Source organism: Agrobacterium sp. OT33, assembly GCF_017313365.1.
Lineage (GTDB): Bacteria > Pseudomonadota > Alphaproteobacteria > Rhizobiales > Rhizobiaceae > Agrobacterium > Agrobacterium rhizogenes_A.
Window position 1 is genome coordinate 114,061 of the sequence record NZ_JAFLMZ010000009.1, and the last position, 16,054, is coordinate 130,114.

General features: G+C 59.9%; 15 protein-coding genes. 9 read left to right on the top strand and 6 right to left on the bottom strand.

The features are described from left to right. Positions 1–2 precede the first annotated feature (2 nt). Positions 3–1,160: an AI-2E family transporter gene (locus JZX88_RS20835; protein WP_065115350.1), complete on the bottom strand. Its 1,158-nt coding sequence runs from the start codon at positions 1,158–1,160 to the stop codon at positions 3–5. 273 nt (positions 1,161–1,433) lie between these two features. Here JZX88_RS20835 and JZX88_RS20840 point away from each other — a divergent pair, with 273 nt between their 5' ends. The 4 genes from JZX88_RS20840 to JZX88_RS20855 all read left to right on the top strand — a co-directional run bounded on the left by JZX88_RS20840 (position 1,434) and on the right by JZX88_RS20855 (position 5,161). Beyond that, entirely contained in the window at positions 1,434–2,228 is a 795-nt protein-coding gene (locus tag JZX88_RS20840) for a class I SAM-dependent methyltransferase (RefSeq protein ID WP_206914590.1), read from the top strand. Between the two features lie 123 nt (positions 2,229–2,351). After that, complete coding sequence (gene purM / locus JZX88_RS20845; protein WP_206914591.1) at positions 2,352–3,425, top strand: phosphoribosylformylglycinamidine cyclo-ligase; 1,074 nt, start codon at positions 2,352–2,354, stop codon at positions 3,423–3,425. Continuing rightward, on the top strand, positions 3,422–4,096 hold the full coding sequence (gene purN, locus JZX88_RS20850) for a phosphoribosylglycinamide formyltransferase (protein ID WP_206914592.1): 675 nt from the start codon (positions 3,422–3,424) through the stop codon (positions 4,094–4,096). Before purM ends, purN begins: the two co-directional genes overlap by 4 nt. Positions 4,097–4,228: 132 nt before the next feature. Beyond that, positions 4,229–5,161, top strand: coding sequence for an omptin family outer membrane protease (locus JZX88_RS20855; RefSeq protein ID WP_065115347.1), 933 nt, complete (start codon positions 4,229–4,231; stop codon positions 5,159–5,161). Positions 5,162–5,183: 22 nt separating this feature from the next. Here JZX88_RS20855 and JZX88_RS20860 read toward each other — a convergent pair whose 3' ends face one another. From JZX88_RS20860 to JZX88_RS20870, 3 genes are read right to left on the bottom strand one after another with little or no spacing between them, the layout of a single operon-like run. Then, a complete protein-coding gene (locus tag JZX88_RS20860; protein ID WP_206914593.1) occupies positions 5,184–5,795 on the bottom strand; it encodes an NUDIX domain-containing protein in 612 nt (203 codons plus the stop codon). 22 nt (positions 5,796–5,817) lie between these two features. Continuing rightward, positions 5,818–6,414, bottom strand: a complete 597-nt coding sequence (locus tag JZX88_RS20865) for an NUDIX domain-containing protein (RefSeq protein ID WP_065115345.1) — start codon at positions 6,412–6,414, stop codon at positions 5,818–5,820. Positions 6,415–6,425: 11 nt separating this feature from the next. Then, positions 6,426–8,630, bottom strand: a complete 2,205-nt coding sequence (locus tag JZX88_RS20870; protein WP_206914594.1) for a molybdopterin-dependent oxidoreductase — start codon at positions 8,628–8,630, stop codon at positions 6,426–6,428. 41 nt (positions 8,631–8,671) lie between these two features. Between JZX88_RS20870 and JZX88_RS20875 the strand changes: the two genes are divergently transcribed. Beyond that, positions 8,672–9,535, top strand: coding sequence for a 23S rRNA (adenine(2030)-N(6))-methyltransferase RlmJ (locus tag JZX88_RS20875; protein ID WP_110759293.1), 864 nt, complete (start codon positions 8,672–8,674; stop codon positions 9,533–9,535). 3 nt (positions 9,536–9,538) lie between these two features. Here the strand turns inward: JZX88_RS20875 and JZX88_RS20880 are convergent, their stop codons facing one another. Beyond that, complete coding sequence (locus JZX88_RS20880; RefSeq protein ID WP_065115342.1) at positions 9,539–10,486, bottom strand: lysylphosphatidylglycerol synthase domain-containing protein; 948 nt, start codon at positions 10,484–10,486, stop codon at positions 9,539–9,541. A gap of 197 nt (positions 10,487–10,683) precedes the next feature. Between JZX88_RS20880 and JZX88_RS20885 the strand changes: the two genes are divergently transcribed. Together JZX88_RS20885 and JZX88_RS20890 are read left to right on the top strand one after the other, a co-directional pair. Further along, the gene (locus tag JZX88_RS20885) at positions 10,684–11,442 is read left to right on the top strand and encodes a ribonuclease (protein ID WP_110759295.1); all 759 of its coding nucleotides are present in this window, start codon (positions 10,684–10,686) and stop codon (positions 11,440–11,442) included. Positions 11,443–11,473: 31 nt separating this feature from the next. Continuing rightward, positions 11,474–12,067, top strand: coding sequence for a glutathione S-transferase (locus JZX88_RS20890; protein ID WP_065115340.1), 594 nt, complete (start codon positions 11,474–11,476; stop codon positions 12,065–12,067). A 109-nt stretch (positions 12,068–12,176) separates the two neighbouring features. Here the strand turns inward: JZX88_RS20890 and JZX88_RS20895 are convergent, their stop codons facing one another. Then, positions 12,177–12,833, bottom strand: coding sequence for an outer membrane protein (locus JZX88_RS20895; RefSeq protein ID WP_065115339.1), 657 nt, complete (start codon positions 12,831–12,833; stop codon positions 12,177–12,179). 349 nt (positions 12,834–13,182) lie between these two features. On the opposite strand from JZX88_RS20895, the gene JZX88_RS20900 reads away from it, so the two are divergent. Continuing rightward, on the top strand, positions 13,183–13,971 hold the full coding sequence (locus tag JZX88_RS20900; protein WP_065115338.1) for an SDR family oxidoreductase: 789 nt from the start codon (positions 13,183–13,185) through the stop codon (positions 13,969–13,971). Next, a complete protein-coding gene (gene uvrC, locus JZX88_RS20905) occupies positions 13,968–16,013 on the top strand; it encodes an excinuclease ABC subunit UvrC (RefSeq protein ID WP_206914595.1) in 2,046 nt (681 codons plus the stop codon). Before JZX88_RS20900 ends, uvrC begins: the two co-directional genes overlap by 4 nt. The last annotated feature ends 41 nt before the right edge of the window (positions 16,014–16,054 follow it).

A 16,054-nucleotide genomic window follows, 5' to 3' on the forward strand; every position in this document is an offset into this window, starting at 1 on the left:
CGTCAGCTCTGAGAGTCAACCTTGCCGGAGGACGTTTCCCCTTCTTCCAGGGCAGAATTGGTGTCCCAGGGAAGGTTGGCGGCATGCCCGTGGTAAAGATCGCTTTCAAGATACCGCGACAGGGCGAAGCGGACAAGCACACCGACAGCGGCCGCCGCCGGCACCGCGACCAGCAGGCCGACGAAACCGAACAGCGCGCCAAAGGCGAACAGGGCGAACATCAGCCACACCGGATGCAGGCCGACGCTTTTGCCGACAAGCTTCGGCTGCAGGATGTTGCCTTCGATGAACTGGCCGGAAAAGAACACGACGAGCGTCAGAAACACATAGATATAGTCCGGCCAGAACTGCACGATGGCGACGCCGACGGCGAGGATGAGACCGACCATGGAACCGATATAGGGAATGAAGCTGATGAGGCCGGAGAAAAGACCGATCAGCAGGCCGAAATTCAAGCCCACCAGCGACAGGCCGACGGCGTAATAAACACCGAGAATGATGCAGAGCGACCCCTGCCCGCGCACGAAGCCGGCGATGGTCTTGTCCATGTCGCGGGCGATCTGGCGAACGGTATGCACGTAGTCGCGCGGTATCCAGCTGTCGACCTTGTCGATCATGCGGTCCCAGTCGAGCAGCAGGTAAAAGGCCACAACGGGCGTGACCACCAGAAGCGACACGACATCAACCAGCGATTTGCCGGAGTTCCATATCTGCGTCAGCAGGGTGCCGATGAAGCCGGCACCTTCGGTCAGGAGCTTGGAGAAGTTCTCCTTCACCGCATCGATCTGGTTGCTGACCCAGTCCGGCAGGAGGTTGGTATCGGCACCGGCGATCAGCTGCTGCAGCGACGAGATATATTGCGGGATGCGCGTTATGAATTCCGAGGCCTGGGCGGCGATCAAAGGAATGATGATGATGAGCGACAGGGCGAAAATCAGCACGAAGGAGACGAGGATGACGACGGTGGCCATCAACCGGCTCAGGCCTCGCCGCTCCAGCCAGTCGGCAACCGGATCGAGAAAATAGGCAAGCGCCATGCCCGCCACGAAGGGCAGGAGAATGGAACTGAAGACCATCAGGAAAAGGACAAAGACGGCGAGCACGCCGATCCAGAAAAACACCTGCCGGCGCAGGTTCGTACCGCTCACATGGGGTTGCATTCATTCATCCTCTTGTCGCCGTGCCGTCACCGCCCATGATGGAGATAGGACGCCCATATGCATATGGTCAAGACCGGCCTTGCAGCGCACAGGCGGCTGCGCCCCGCAGGTTCACCGGCGTTTTTTGGCGCGAAAGCCTCCCGCGCGCAAAAAACCGCCTTTCCGGGACCTTCCGCCGCAACGGCAGGTTGACGGGCGGATAGTCTTGGACAAATATCAAATATTATCGGGCGAGCCCGCTACGCTCTGTCATGCCCGATGGCCGGAGGCACGATGCAAGGCACCAGTGAAAATGGCATCGCGGAATATAATGCCGGTCTTTTCGACAACCCCGAAGTTGCCGAATGGTACGACAACCAGCAGCTTTACCCTGCCGAACGCATCATTCTCGACCAGTTTCGCCATGCCTATGCGGACAAGCGGCTGCTTGACCTCGGCGTCGGCACCGGCCGGACGACAAAGCCGCTTCTGCCGCTGGTGGGTGAATATATCGGTATCGACCGTTCCCAACCCATGCTGGCGCTCGCGCGGCGCAATTTTCCCGCCGCCACGTTTCTCGATATGGATGTGCGGGCAATCGGCCAGTTCGGCGCGGAGCGTTTCGATTGCGTGCTCGGCGCGCTCGCGATCTTGAGCGCCTTCGGCCATGAGGACCGGCTTGCCATCATCCAAGCCGTCCGAAACATCCTGTCACCGGGCGGTTACTTCATCTTTTCGTTTCATAACCGGCAATGGAGGCGGGCCGGCGGCATGCCGCTGCATCGGCGTTCCTGGCACCCGCGCGAGGTGGTGAATTCGCTGCATCCGCAAAGCTGGATCAACTATCTGCGCCTGCAGCCTTCGACACGGCGGACACCGGAATATGCAATTCTGGCCGATCAGGCGCACCGCTGGAGCGGCCTGTTCTATTTCATCGACCTTGCCGCCCAGACCCGCCAGCTGGAGGCGGCGGGCTTCGAGATTGTCGGGCGCTACGGTGAAAACGGTCGGCCGATCGCGGAAAATTCCGATACCTCCAATGACGGCCTGCTCAATCTGGTCTGTCGCGCCGCGCCGCGGCCATCGTGACGGCCCAATCCGGCAAGCCCCGCCAAAGCCGTTAAAAACCGGAGCTTTTGCCACTCAAACCCTTGCATCAGGCCCCGTCCCGTGCGAATGGCGACGCGAACGGAACCAGCGGAGACGAGAGCCATGAGCCAGTCGGGCAAGAACGGTCTTACCTATAGTGACGCGGGTGTGGATATCGACGCCGGCAATCTGATGGTCGAGAAGATCAAACCGGCGGTGCGCTCGACACGACGCCCCGGTGCGGATGGCGAAATCGGCGGCTTCGGCGGCCTGTTCGACCTGAAGGCCGCAGGCTTCACCGATCCGGTTCTGGTGGCCGCCAATGACGGCGTCGGCACCAAGCTGAAGATCGCCATCGACGCCAACTATCACGATACCGTCGGCATCGACCTCGTCGCCATGTGCGTCAACGACCTCGTCGTTCAGGGCGCGGAGCCGCTGTTCTTCCTCGATTATTTCGCAACCGGAAAGCTCGACCCCGACCAGGGTGCGGCCATCGTTTCCGGCATCGCCGCCGGCTGCCGCGAATCCGGCTGTGCACTGATCGGCGGCGAAACCGCCGAAATGCCCGGCATGTATTCCGATGGTGACTACGATCTCGCGGGCTTTGCCGTGGGTGCGGCCGAACGCGGCCAGCTTCTGCCGGCCGGCGACATTGCCGAAGGCGACGTCATTCTCGGCCTCTCCTCCTCCGGCGTTCACTCCAACGGCTTTTCGCTGGTGCGCAAGATCGTATCGGTCTCCGGCCTCGACTGGGACGCGCCTGCCCCCTTCGCCGAGGGCAAGAAACTTGGCGAAGCGTTGCTGACACCGACCCGCATCTATGTGAAGCCGCTTTTAAAGGCGATCCGCGAAACCGGCGCGCTGAAGGCGCTGGCGCATATTACCGGCGGCGGTTTCCCGGAGAATATTCCGCGCGTTCTGCCAAAGCATCTCGCTGCCGAAATCGATCTCGATGCGATCAAGGTTCCCGCCGTCTTCTCATGGCTGGCGAAAACCGGCGGCGTTGAAGCGAAGGAAATGCTGCGCACCTTCAACTGCGGCGTCGGCATGATCGTGGTCGTTTCGGCTGAAAATGCCGGCAAGGTCACCGATGCGCTGACGGCGGAAGGCGAAACGGTTTTCCCGCTCGGCCGCATGGTCGCCCGTGCAGAAGGCGCGCATGGCACGATCTACAAGGGCGCGCTTGGCCTATGATGCGCGCCGCCCTGTCGTCCGGCCGCAAGCGTGTCGTCGTTTTCATCTCCGGCGGCGGCTCCAACATGGTGTCGCTGGCCAAGGCCTGTCAGGCAGCGGATTTTCCGGCTGAAATCGCCTGTGTGATCTCGGACAAGGCTTCTGCGGGCGGGCTGGAAAAAGCCCGGGAACTCGGCATTCCAACGCTCGTCTTCGAGCGCAAGACCTATGCCAGCAAGGCCGAGCATGAGGGCGCCATTCTGGCCGCACTTGGCGAAATCGCGCCGGATATCATCTGCCTTGCCGGTTACATGCGGTTGATATCGGGGGATTTCATCGCTCCCTATGAAGGCCGCATCATCAATATCCACCCTTCCCTGCTGCCGCTTTTCCCCGGCCTGCACACCCATCAGCGCGCCATTGACAGCGGCATGAAGATTTCCGGCTGCACCGTGCATTTCGTCACCGAAGGCATGGATGAAGGCCCGACAATCGCCCAGGGCGCCGTACCGGTTCTTCCGGACGACACGGCCGAGACACTCGCGGCCCGCATCCTGACCGTCGAGCACCAGCTTTATCCGCTCACCCTGAAACGGCTCGCAGAGGGCAAGGTGCGGATGGAAGGCAGCAAGGCCGTCTTCACAGGCCACGACAGTAAAGCAGAGTATTCCACCCTGATTTCCGCCTTCTGATAAAGAAATCACTAAAGTACACCCGCACTTAATGTGGTATTTTTCGTAAAATAAACCGATCATTTACCATAATCATCTCTAATGCCCGCAACGGCCCCGTATTTCAGGCCCTCCGGTCATTCAGGAGCGATTATGCTATTTTCGAGATTTTCCCTGCCGCTTTTTGCGGTCATGCTGATGAGCGCAGGTCCGCTCGCCGCCGAACAGGGTGGTATTACCGCTTCGCTGGACGCGGGCGTTCTCAATCTTCGGGCGACGGAAACCGTTCATATCGGCGGCAGCAAGATCAGCGAACTCGAATGGGAAACCAAAAACGCCATGGCGCTGCGCGGCTCGCTGGGGCTTGAACTTGCGCCCGGCTGGCGGGTGAAGGCGGAAGGCCGCGTCGGTTTTGAGGGCGATGGCTACATGACCGATTACGACTGGGTGTGGCCGTTTTCCAGAGACTCATCCAAAGAGAACTGGAGCCATCGCTCCCAGCATGACGATACGCGGCTTGATCACTATTTCGCGGGAAGCTTGGAACTCAATCGCATGTTGCTGGATGATCCCCAGCAATATCTCAGCGCCGGTGTCGGCTTTCGCTACACGGATGTGCAATGGTCGGCCTATGGCGGCAGCGCCGTCTATAGTCTTTTCTCACGAAGAGATCTGAACATCCGGTTCGAGGACGGTGAGAAAGGCATTACCTACCGCCAGCAAATTCCGGTCTTCTACGGCAACCTGACGGGCGGCCAGAGGTTCGGCAACTGGTCGCTCAATGCCGGCCTTGAAGGCGGCGCGATGGTATTTGCCAAGGCGACGGACGATCACTGGATGCGCGACATGCGCTTTACCGACAAATTCGACGTAGCCGGCATGTTCGGGGTAAAGGCGGGTGTTGCCTATGACCTGACCGAGAATGCCTCGATCTATCTCGACGGCGCCTATGAATATACCAGCCTGGGGCGCGGCGACACGCACTACAGCGGCGCGGGTGCGGGAGGCCTGTCATCGGAAAAGAACGCCGGCGGCGGTGACTTGCAGTCTATTTTCGTGGGGCTGGGCGTCAAAGGGCGCTTCTGATTGCGGAGATTGCCCCCTGCCCTTAAAGCCGGGTGCGGTTCAGCATCGCCCATTGCAAAAGAATGATCGTCTTGGAGTCGGTAATCTCACCGGACGTGATCATCGCGAAGGCTTCGTCGAGGCCGTAAGTCAGAACCTCGATATCCTCGCCCTCGCTTTCCAGCCCGCCACCGCTGCCGGCCTGCACATCGAGATCGATGTGCGCAACGAAGAGGCTGACCTTCTCCGTCAAGGTTCCGGGGCTGGCATACATGTCGAAGAGATAGTCGACCTTCTCGACCGCGTAGCCGGATTCTTCCATCGCCTCGCGGCGGATGGCATCGGCGGCATTGTCATCATCGAGAAGCCCCGCCGGCACCTCGATCATGAAGCTTTGGTCTCCGTTCACGAAGGCCGCGGGGCGGAACTGGCGCACCATCACCACGCTGTCGCGCTTTTTATCATAAAGCAGGATTGCGGCGGCGCTGCCGTGATCGTGCACTTCGCGCACGATGCGGATCGTCCTGCCATCCGGCATACGCTGGTCGAAAACGAGCTTCTGCATATGCACGAAGCCCCTCCAGACCGTCTCTTTTTCCACCAGCCGGATCCTGTCCGCGTCGCCGGTGGAAGCCATTTTCAGTGAACGGTCCATAATCACTCCGCAGGCAATCCCGTCACAGGGTGAGGGACGATTTGTTCAGGGCCGCCCATTGCAGCAGCATGATCGTCTTTCCATCGCAGATATCGCCGGTTTCTATCATCTTCATGGCATCCGCCAGTGAAAACTCCAGAACCTCAATATCCTCGTCCTCATGGGCGGCACCGCCACCCTCCTCCAGCCTATCCGATGAATCGATGACGGCAGCAAAAAAGTGGAGAATTTCGGTCACGGAGCCGGGCGACATGAAGGACTTGAACAGAAACCGGACGTCTCTCACGACATATCCGGTTTCCTCCATCACTTCACGGCGAATGGCCTCGGCCGGGTCGTCACCATCCAGAAGGCCGGCAGGCGCTTCCAGAAGCCAGCCGTGATAGCCGTTCACATAGGTCGGCATGCGGAACTGCCGCACAAGGACAACAGTGTCGCGGCGCGGATCATAAAGCAGGATGGCGGCGCCATTGCCGCGATCATAGGCTTCGCGCCTGATGACCTTCGTCTCACCCTTCGAATTGGTGTAATTATAGGTGATGTTGCGGAGATGATACCAGTTCTTCGAGAGCGTCTCGTCCTTGAGAATCTCGATCTTCACATTATCGAACCTGCTCATTCCATGTCCTGTCAGTCTCTTCGCAGCCACACCTTGTTGTCATGGAAAGCCGCGCCGCCATAGGGGGCAACGGCATCGGCGCCGGTAAGAACATTGATGCCCTCACCGTCCAGATGCGCCTTGTTGGGCCACAGCCCTTCGGCGATCAATACGCCCGGCCTTGCGCCCTCCACGATCTTCGCGTGGAGACGCACTTCGCCGCGTCCGTTGCCGATACGGACGATATCCCCATCGACGACACCGTGACCGGCGGCATCCACGGGACAGATCATCAATTCCGGGCGCCCTTCCTTCTGCACGGAGGTTTTGGTTTCCGCGAAGGTGGAGTTCAGGAAATTGCGCGCCGGCGATGTCGCCAGCCGGAACGGGTGCTCCTCATCAGCAGCCTCGATGACATCGACCTGGTCAGGGAATTTGGGAAATTCGGATACCGGTCCCATGACACCGATGTTCTTCGGCGGTTTGTTCGGAGACGGTCCGCTCGCCCAATCCGGGCTGAAACGGAATTTGCCGTCGGCGTAACCGAAGCCTTCGAGATAATGCGCCACTTCGAAAGACGGCTGCGCATCGATCCATTTCTCTTCGGCCAGCCTATCGAAATCGCCCCAGCCGCTGACTTTCAGCAGACGGTCGACATGGTCGCGGGCCGAAAGGCCGAAGCCCGGCATGTGGTCGATGCCGAGGCGTTTCGCCAGTTCCTCGATGACGAAGAGGTTGGTACGCACCGTTTCCGGCGGCTCCACCAGTTTGGGCCCGAGCAGAATATGGTTCTGGCCGCCGGCACGGTAGATATCGTCATGTTCGAGGAACATGGTGGCCGGCAGCACGATATCGGCAACGTCGGCCGTCTCCGTCATGAACTGCTCATGCACGGCGACGAAAAGATCGTCTCGCAGGAAGCCCTGCTTTACCAGCCTTTGTTCGGGCGCAACATTGACGGGATTGGTGTTCTGGATGAGCAGCGCCGTCACCGGCCCGCCGTGGCGCAGCGCTTCCGCGTCACCCGTCAGCACGCGGCCGATCTGCGACTGGTCGAGCTGGCGCACGTCAGGATCGGCATAGGCAGTGCCCATCAGCTCCGCCTTGTTGAGCCGGAAAATGTCGCCGTTGTTGTGAAAGGCGCCACCACCCTCATATTGCCAGGAGCCGAGAACGGTGGCGATGGACAGGGCCGCGTGCATGGAGGCTGCGCCGTTGCGCTGGCGGGCAAAACCGTAACCCAGCCGGAAGAAGGTCTTTTTCGTGGTGCCGACCAGCCGCGCGAAAGCCTCGATCTCGTCAACGGAAAGACCTGTTATCCCGGAGGCCCATTGCGGCGTCTTCGTTTTCAGATGTGCTTCCAGCCCTGCCGGATCGTCGGCGAAGCGCGCCATGTAATCGCGGTCGGCATAACCATCGCGGAAGGCGATGTGCATGATGGCGCAGGCGAGCGCGGCATCCGTGCCGGGGCGAAGGACGATGCGCATGTCCGCCTGTTTCATGGTCGGATTGTCGTAGATATCGACGACGACGATCTTTGCGCCGCGTTCCTTGCGGGCCTTGACCGCATGGGTCATGACGTTGACCTGCGTGGCGACCGCATTGGTGCCCCAGATAACGACGACATCGGCCTTGCCGATCTCGCGCGGATCGGGGCCACGCAGCGCACCGGTGCCCATCACGTAGCCCGTCCAGGCCATGTTGGTGCAGATCGAGCCGAAGAAGCCGGAATATTTCTTGGCATGGCGCAGCCGCTCGATGGAATCGCGCTGCACCTGCCCCATGGTTCCGGCATAAAAATAGGGCCAGACGGCCTCGGCGCCATGGCGGGCTTCCGCCTTTACGAAAGCATCGGCCACCTCATCCAGCGCCGCTTCCCAGGAAATCTCCTGCCAGTCGCCCGCGCCTTTTTCGCCCTTGCGGCGTTTCGGGGTCAGCAAACGGCCGGGATGATAGATGCGCTCGGAATACCGCGCCACCTTGGCGCAGATCACGCCGGCGGTGTATGTATTGCTATTGGCACCGCGCACGCGGCCGATACGGCCTTCCGCATTGATATCGACCTCCAGCGCGCAGGCGCTCGGACAGTCATGCGGGCAGACCGTATGACCGATACGGAGTTCGGCCTTGGTGGCGGCTTTTTCAGCGGAAATCGGGGTCGCAACGTTCATGGCTTTTGTATATTGCATCAATGATGCGGCAAAAAGGCCGAAGTGACGTCCATCAAGAATATTCATCCTGACCATTCATCCGGATAAACGGCAAGCGAGACACATCCATGAACTACCGCCACATCTATCACGCCGGCAATTTCGCGGATGTTCTCAAACACGCGGTTCTCGCCCGCCTCGTGCGCTACCTGCAGAACAAGGACAAGGCATTTCGGGTGCTGGATACCCATGCCGGCATCGGGCTTTACGACCTGACCTCGGAAGAGGCGCAGAAGACCGGCGAGTGGCAGACCGGCATAGGCAAGCTGGTGGAGGCCGACCTGCCCGCCCCCATCGCCGAACTGCTCGAGCCCTATCTTGCCGCCGTGAAGGAACTCAATCCGGAGGGCGGCATTCAATTCTATCCCGGCTCGCCGAAACTGGCGCGTATGCTGTTCCGCCCGCAGGACCGGCTTTCGGCCATGGAGCTGCATCCGGATGACAGCCGCGCGCTGTCGCGCCTGTTCGAGGGGGATTATCAGGTGCGTGTCACCGAACTGGACGGCTGGCTGTCGCTCGGCGCGCATCTGCCGCCGAAGGAAAAGCGTGGTCTCATCCTTGTCGATCCGCCATTCGAGCTTGAAAACGAATATCAGCGGCTGGCGGACGGCCTGAACAAGGCCTATCGGCGTTTCTCCACCGGCACCTATTGCCTGTGGTATCCGCTAAAAAAGGGCGCCCCGATCAAGGATTTCCATGAGCGGCTGCAATCCTTCGACATTCCGAAGATGCTGTGCGCCGAGCTTTCCGTCAAAAGCGACCGGCTGGATGGCCTGAGCGGCTCCGGCCTCATCATCGTCAACCCGCCCTACACGCTGAAGGACGAGCTGCACACGCTCCTGCCCTTCCTGAAGACGGTGATGGCGCAGGACAGATATGCTTCCCACCGCGCCTTCTGGCTGCGCGGCGAGGAAAAGCATGAAGAGGATTGAGGGCTACCTCAACCCTTCCCGCCTCTGTGCCGCCGCAAGCTGTGACCGTTCGAAGAACAGGATCACGAACAGGGCCATGATAAAGGGAATGATGAGGTAGAACAGCCGGAAGACCAGCAGCGCCGCAATCACATCCGCGGGGTTCATGTCCGGCAGGCCTGTGACGAAAACCAGCTCCAGCACGCCGAGCCCGCCCGGCGCGTGCGAGATGAGAGCCGCCGAAAAAGACACCAGAAAAATGCCGAGAATGACCATGTAGCCGGGATTTCCGGCTTCCGGCAGCGCAAAATAGATTATGCCCGCTGCGCCGATCAATTCGATCGGGCCGATGACGAGCTGTTGCGCCACCAGCTTCGGTGCGGGGTAAGGCAGCACGAAGGAACCGATTTTCAGAGGCTTCAGCCTGAGCAGGCTGCCGAGAACATACAGGCCGACGAAAAGAAGCAGCAGAACGCCCGTGGTCGTGGAGGCTTCGACCGGCAGGATTCCGGTAAACCGTTCGGTGATGTCGGGCTCGTACAGCAGCACCAGACCGATCAGCATGATGGTACCGATGAGGAAGGTGAAGGAGCAGAGGCCGACGAGGACGCCCACTTCCGCCACGCTCAGCCCCTTGGATGTATAGGCCCGGTATCGCACCACGGCGCCCGAGAATACGGACGCCCCGACATTGTGGGACAGCGCATAGGTGGTGAAAGAGGTGAGCGTGATGAAGAACCAGTTCACCTTGCGGCCGAGATGCTGCAGCGCGATGCGGTCGTAACCGGCAAGCGCGGCATAGGCCAGCAGAGTGGCAAGACCGGAACACAGCCAGTCACGCACGCGGATTGCCTTCAGACTGTCCCAGAGGTCATCGAGCGACAGGCCACGCAGTTCGTGGAAAAGCAGCCAAGCGGAAAAACCGATCGTCGCGAAACCAACGACAGGCCAGATGTATTTTTTGAATTTCATGCGGTCATGCCGCCTATTTCCTCCAGATTCACCCCTGCCCGGCTTCCGTCTTTCGCGGAAGATTCGTTCGACTCTATTCGTTATGCGGCGAAGCTTTCAACCTTTTTGCCCGTTTGCCTCGTTCACAAATTTATGTAAGACCGATTTGTCGCCGACGGCGATATGAGGTCGTCCACTTTCCGGGAAACGAGCACGGAATGAAGCGTTATGCGGGTTTCATCGCCTTGGGTCTTCTGTCGCTTGCAGCGCTGTGGTTTGCGCAGGAAAATCCGACACCGAACGCTTCCGTGAACAACCGGCAGACGCAGGCCCCGTCGCAACCCGCAGGACGTCCCGGGCCGGAAATGTCCCGGCGCGATGCGGGCAATAATCCTGCGTTCAAGGGAACGGGATTCGATTTTTATGTTCTGTCCCTGTCCTGGTCTCCGGCCTTCTGCGCCAGTTCCGAAGGTTCCGGCAACCGCCAGCAATGCGGCAGCGACAGGCGCTACGGTTTTGTGGTGCACGGGCTGTGGCCGCAGAACGAAAACGGCTATCCCGAATTCTGCCAGAGCCGCGAACCCGACCGTGTTCCGGATGCGATCGGACGGACAATGTTCGACATCATGCCGTCCATGGGCCTCATCGGCCATCAGTGGCGCAAGCACGGCTCCTGTTCCGGCCTGTCGCAGAAGGATTATTTCTCGGCGACGCGGGCTGCCTTCGAGGCCGTGAAGCTGCCTGAGACGATCGCTTCGGGCGCCCGGGCCACCACCCTTTCCGCCGATGCCATAGAAACCGCCTTCACCGACGCCAATCCGGGCCTGTCGAAACGCGGCATTTCAATCAGCTGCGACGGCAAGCGCCTGGAGGAAGTACGCATCTGCCTCAACAGGGACCTGACATTCCGCGACTGCCCCGAACTTGACCGCAGGGGATGCCGCGCCGGCTCCGCCGAAATCATCCCGATACGCTAATCACCAGATATCAAACCCACAGGACCCGATCATGGAACTGCTCTATTCGCCCGCCTCCCCCTATTCCGCCAAGGTGCGCATGGCCGCCCGCCATCTGGGAATCGACATCACCTCCGTGCGCGTCGACGCCAGCGCCGAACCCGCGACGCTGATGGACAACAATCCGCTCGGCAAAATCCCTGTCCTGCTTCTGGATGACGGCGGCTCCGTCTATGACAGCGTGGCGATCATGCATTATCTCCACCGTCTTTCGGGCGGCAAGCTCTACCCGAAAAAGGACGGCAAGCGCACGGAAGCGGAAATTCTGGAAGCGCTCTGCGACGGCATCATGGATTGCCTGCTGGCCATCGTTTACGAGCGCCGCTTTCGCCCGGAAGACAAGATCCACCAGCCGTGGATCGACAAGCAGTGGAAAAAAGTGGTCCGGGGTCTCGATCATCTGAACGCGAACCTGCCGAAGACCGGCAAGAAGCTGCATGGCGGCCATTTCGCCCTGGCAGCGATGATCGGTTATCTCGACCTGCGTTTCGCGGGTGAATGGGCCGAAGGGCGCGAGGCGCTTTCGCAATGGCCGGAGACTTTCGGCAAGCGCTTCGACGCCTATGAGGAAATGAAGGCGGCCTGACACCAGGGCAGAAGCGTGCCCGGCCTCCGCGCCGGGCGACCGCCGCAGACGGAAAAACAAAAAAGCCGGGGCGCAAACCCCGGCTTTTCTTTAAGCGATCCGGAAAGGATCAGAACTTGACGCCGATACCGGCCTTGACGGAGTGATCGTCGAAACCGCGCGAGAATGCGCCGGAGTCGAGACCGTAGTCCTTCTTCTGGTAGTCGCTGTAGCGATATTCCAGACGGGCGGTGATGTTGTCGGTCACCATGGCTTCAACACCGGCACCAACGGTGTAACCGAGGGCGGTGGCGCTGTCCTTGGAGGTCGCGTCACGAACCTTGTTGTCGGAGACAGCAAGACCGGCCGTGCCGTAGAGCAGGAACGGGTTCATGTCGTAACCAACGCGGCCACGCAGCGAGCCGTTGACGCCCTGCTTGCCTTCGATGGCATTGCCGGCAACCGTACCGGCGGAGCCCTTCTCGTCGCCCAGGTTCACGTCTGCTTCAGCACCGTAAACGATCTGGCCGCTCTGCATGTTGTAACCACCGTAGAGGCCGCCACCGAAGCCCTTGGCGTCACGACCGTCATTGCTGGAGCTGAAACGGCCCCAGTCATAGTTGACGGTACCACCGAGGTAGGCGCCAGACCAATCCTTGACCGGTGCGGGCTGGTCGTAGGACACCGGTGCCTGCGGCACTTCATTTACGGCATCAGCGGCGTGAGCAGCCGAAAAGCCGGCGGCTGCAATGGTCGAAGCCATAAGGGTTGCTACGAAAATACGCATGCTATTCTCCTTTCAGGACCGCTCTGTACTCAAAACATCGTTTTCAGACGCGGTGTAAACTCGTCGGGTTAATCGCCCCTCTGGAAACTGAATTTGATGGGAGAATGCGGAGATCAAAGAGCCAAAATGTGAATTGTTTGGGGCAGAGGCGTGACTAGAATTAGACGTTGCCTAATTGCCACAAGGGTTTTATTAACCCTAACGGGAGCCTAACCAGCAATAGATCAACTTTAAACTTAGTTATATTTAAATTAAATCAAAATTTCTTTTCGAATAAAAAATCGCCCAATTCTTTTAAGGCCGACGGACAGCTTGCGATTTGCATTTATATCCAGCACATAGGGCGTGTATGAGCAAATGCAGGTCCGCCGTGAAAGAAAATATACAAAAGACAGTCTTGATAACGGGAGCCGCCCGCCGGCTCGGGCGGGCAATCGCGACCGATCTGGCCGCTCACGGCTTCGCAATCGCCGTTCATGCCAATGAATCGATGGCGCAGGCCGAGGAATTCGCTAACGAAATAAGGCAAAAAGGTGGCAAGGCCGTTGCCGTTCAGGCGGATCTGACACAATCCGCGCCAACAATGGCGCTTGTCGACAAGGCCGCTTCCGCTCTCGGCCCCATCGGTGTGGTCGTCAACAACGCGTCGGTTTTTCTGGATGACACGGCGGACAAACCCGATCCGGCAATCTTCGATACGCATTTTTCCGTGCATGTGCGGGCGCCGTCCCTCATCGCCGCCGCCTTCGTCGAACAATTGCCGCGGGATAAATCCGGCCTCATCGTCAACATCATCGATCAGCGCGTGCTGGCGCTCACACCACGCTTCTATTCCTATACGCTTTCGAAATCCGCCCTCTGGACCGCGACGCGAACGATGGCGCAGAGCTTTGCGCCGCGTGTCAGGGTCAACGCCATCGGGCCGGGTCCCTCCTTCAAAAGCGAAAGACAGGCGCCCGAGGACTTTCAGGCGCAGATCGACGGCCTTATATTAAAGCGTGGTCCTGAACCCGACGAGTTCGGGCGGACGATTCGCTTTTTTTATGACACGCCGTCGGTCACCGGACAAATGATCGCGCTCGATGGCGGCCAGCATCTTGGCTGGGAAACCCCTGACGTGGCGGAGATACCTGAATGAACGGAAAGAAGCTGCCTGATGGCGGTATTCTCTTCGATGAAACCGATGACGAAGACGACGATGCCAGCCTTTCCGCGACGGATGCGGGCGAGGCTTCGCGCGATGTCGCCGGCATGGACTGGAATGCGGGCTGGAAGAACGAATCCGGCCTGAAGGGCATGGACCTCATCGGCGAATTCGTCAAACATCTGCCCAACTCGCCGGGCGTCTATCGCATGTTCAACGAGGCGGGCGACGTGCTTTATGTCGGCAAGGCGCGCTCGCTGAAGAAGCGTGTCGGCAACTATGCGCAGGGCCGCGTGCACTCCAACCGCATCGCCCAGATGGTGCGGCTGACCACCCACATGGAATTCGTCACCACCCGCACGGAGACCGAGGCGCTTCTCCTGGAAGCTAACCTCATCAAGCGCTTGCGGCCGCGCTTTAACGTGCTTTTGCGCGACGACAAATCGTTTCCCTATATTCTCATCACCGCCGACAATCGTGCGCCGGCGATCTTCAAGCACCGTGGTGCCCGGGCACGCAAGGGCGATTATTTCGGCCCCTTTGCGTCGGCCGGCGCCGTGGGCCGCACGATCAATTCGCTGCAGCGTGCGTTTTTGATCCGCACCTGCACCGACAGCGTTTTCGAGACCCGCACCCGCCCCTGTCTTCTGTACCAGATCAAGCGCTGTTCCGGCCCCTGTACGCATGAGATCAGCGATCAGGGGTATGCGGAACTCGTCAAGGAAGCCAAGGATTTCCTGTCCGGCAAGAGCCAGAGCGTCAAGACCGCGATTGCGCGGCAGATGAACGAGGCGGCGGAGGATCTCGATTTCGAACGCGCCGCCGTCTATCGCGACCGGCTGGCCGCACTTTCGCATGTCCAGAGCCATCAGGGCATCAATCCCGCCGGTATCGAGGAGGCGGATGTCTTCGCCATTCATCATGAAGGCGGCATTTCCTGTATTCAGGTGTTCTTTTTCCGCACCGGCCAGAACTGGGGCAACCGCGCCTATTTCCCGAAGGCCGACCCTTCCCTGCCCGGCTCGGAAATCCTCAATGCATTCCTCGCGCAGTTTTACGACGACAAGCCGGTGCCGAAACAGATTCTGCTATCCAAAACCATCGAGGAACAGGAACTGCTGGCTGCGGCACTTGGCGAAAAAGCGGGACACAAGGTGACCATCAGCGTGCCGCAGCGCGGCGAAAAGAAGGACATTACCGACCATGTCCTGGCCAATGCCCGCGAGGCGCATGGCCGCAAGCTGGCGGAAACCTCGTCTCAGGCGCGGCTGCTGAAAGGTTTTGCGGAAACCTTCGGCCTGCCCTACGTGCCGCGACGCATCGAGATTTACGACAACTCCCACATCATGGGCACCAATGCCGTTGGCGGCATGGTGGTGGCGGGGCCGGAAGGCTTCGTGAAGAATCAGTACCGCAAGTTCAACATCAAATCGACCGACATCACCCCCGGCGATGACTTCGGCATGATGCGCGAGGTGATGACCCGGCGCTTTTCACGTCTCCTGAAGGAAGAAGGAAAACCGGATCGCGAACGGACGCCGACAGCCGAAGAAGCGGCCGACATGCCCTTCCCCACCTGGCCGGACGTGATCCTGATCGATGGCGGTCAGGGGCAGATGACGGCCGTGCGGGCCATTCTCGACGAACTCGGCATTCGCGATTGCGTGACGGCGATCGGTGTCGCCAAAGGCGTGGACCGTGAGGCCGGGCGCGAACGTTTCTTCGCCGACGGGCGCGCCGATTTCTCGCTGCCGCCGCGTGATCCCGTGCTTTATTTCATTCAGCGCATGCGTGACGAGGCGCACCGTTTCGCCATCGGCTCTCACCGGGCGCGGCGCAAGAAGGAAATGGTGCGCAATCCGCTCGACGAAATCTCAGGGATCGGCCCGGGACGCAAGCGCTCCCTGCTGCAGCATTTCGGCACCGCCAAGGCCGTGTCCCGCGCCGGCCTCAACGATCTGATGGCCGTCACCGGTATTTCCGAGACGGTGGCACGACAAATCTACAATCACTTCCACGAGAGCGGCGGCGATTGATACCGCACCGTCGTGGCGAACTGCTAAAAAAACATAATCAC

Bases quoted from the DNA above. Each gene is read 5' to 3' on its own strand.
- JZX88_RS20835 (WP_065115350.1), bottom strand. From the start codon at position 1,160: ATGCAACCCCATGTGAGCGGTACGAACCTGCGCCGGCAGGTGTTTTTC.
- JZX88_RS20840 (WP_206914590.1), top strand. From the start codon at position 1,434: ATGCAAGGCACCAGTGAAAATGGCATCGCGGAATATAATGCCGGTCTT.
- purM (WP_206914591.1), top strand. From the start codon at position 2,352: ATGAGCCAGTCGGGCAAGAACGGTCTTACCTATAGTGACGCGGGTGTG.
- purN (WP_206914592.1), top strand. From the start codon at position 3,422: ATGATGCGCGCCGCCCTGTCGTCCGGCCGCAAGCGTGTCGTCGTTTTC.
- JZX88_RS20855 (WP_065115347.1), top strand. From the start codon at position 4,229: ATGCTATTTTCGAGATTTTCCCTGCCGCTTTTTGCGGTCATGCTGATG.
- JZX88_RS20860 (WP_206914593.1), bottom strand. From the start codon at position 5,795: ATGGACCGTTCACTGAAAATGGCTTCCACCGGCGACGCGGACAGGATC.
- JZX88_RS20865 (WP_065115345.1), bottom strand. From the start codon at position 6,414: ATGAGCAGGTTCGATAATGTGAAGATCGAGATTCTCAAGGACGAGACG.
- JZX88_RS20870 (WP_206914594.1), bottom strand. From the start codon at position 8,630: ATGAATATTCTTGATGGACGTCACTTCGGCCTTTTTGCCGCATCATTG.
- JZX88_RS20875 (WP_110759293.1), top strand. From the start codon at position 8,672: ATGAACTACCGCCACATCTATCACGCCGGCAATTTCGCGGATGTTCTC.
- JZX88_RS20880 (WP_065115342.1), bottom strand. From the start codon at position 10,486: ATGAAATTCAAAAAATACATCTGGCCTGTCGTTGGTTTCGCGACGATC.
- JZX88_RS20885 (WP_110759295.1), top strand. From the start codon at position 10,684: ATGAAGCGTTATGCGGGTTTCATCGCCTTGGGTCTTCTGTCGCTTGCA.
- JZX88_RS20890 (WP_065115340.1), top strand. From the start codon at position 11,474: ATGGAACTGCTCTATTCGCCCGCCTCCCCCTATTCCGCCAAGGTGCGC.
- JZX88_RS20895 (WP_065115339.1), bottom strand. From the start codon at position 12,833: ATGCGTATTTTCGTAGCAACCCTTATGGCTTCGACCATTGCAGCCGCC.
- JZX88_RS20900 (WP_065115338.1), top strand. From the start codon at position 13,183: ATGAGCAAATGCAGGTCCGCCGTGAAAGAAAATATACAAAAGACAGTC.
- uvrC (WP_206914595.1), top strand. From the start codon at position 13,968: ATGAACGGAAAGAAGCTGCCTGATGGCGGTATTCTCTTCGATGAAACC.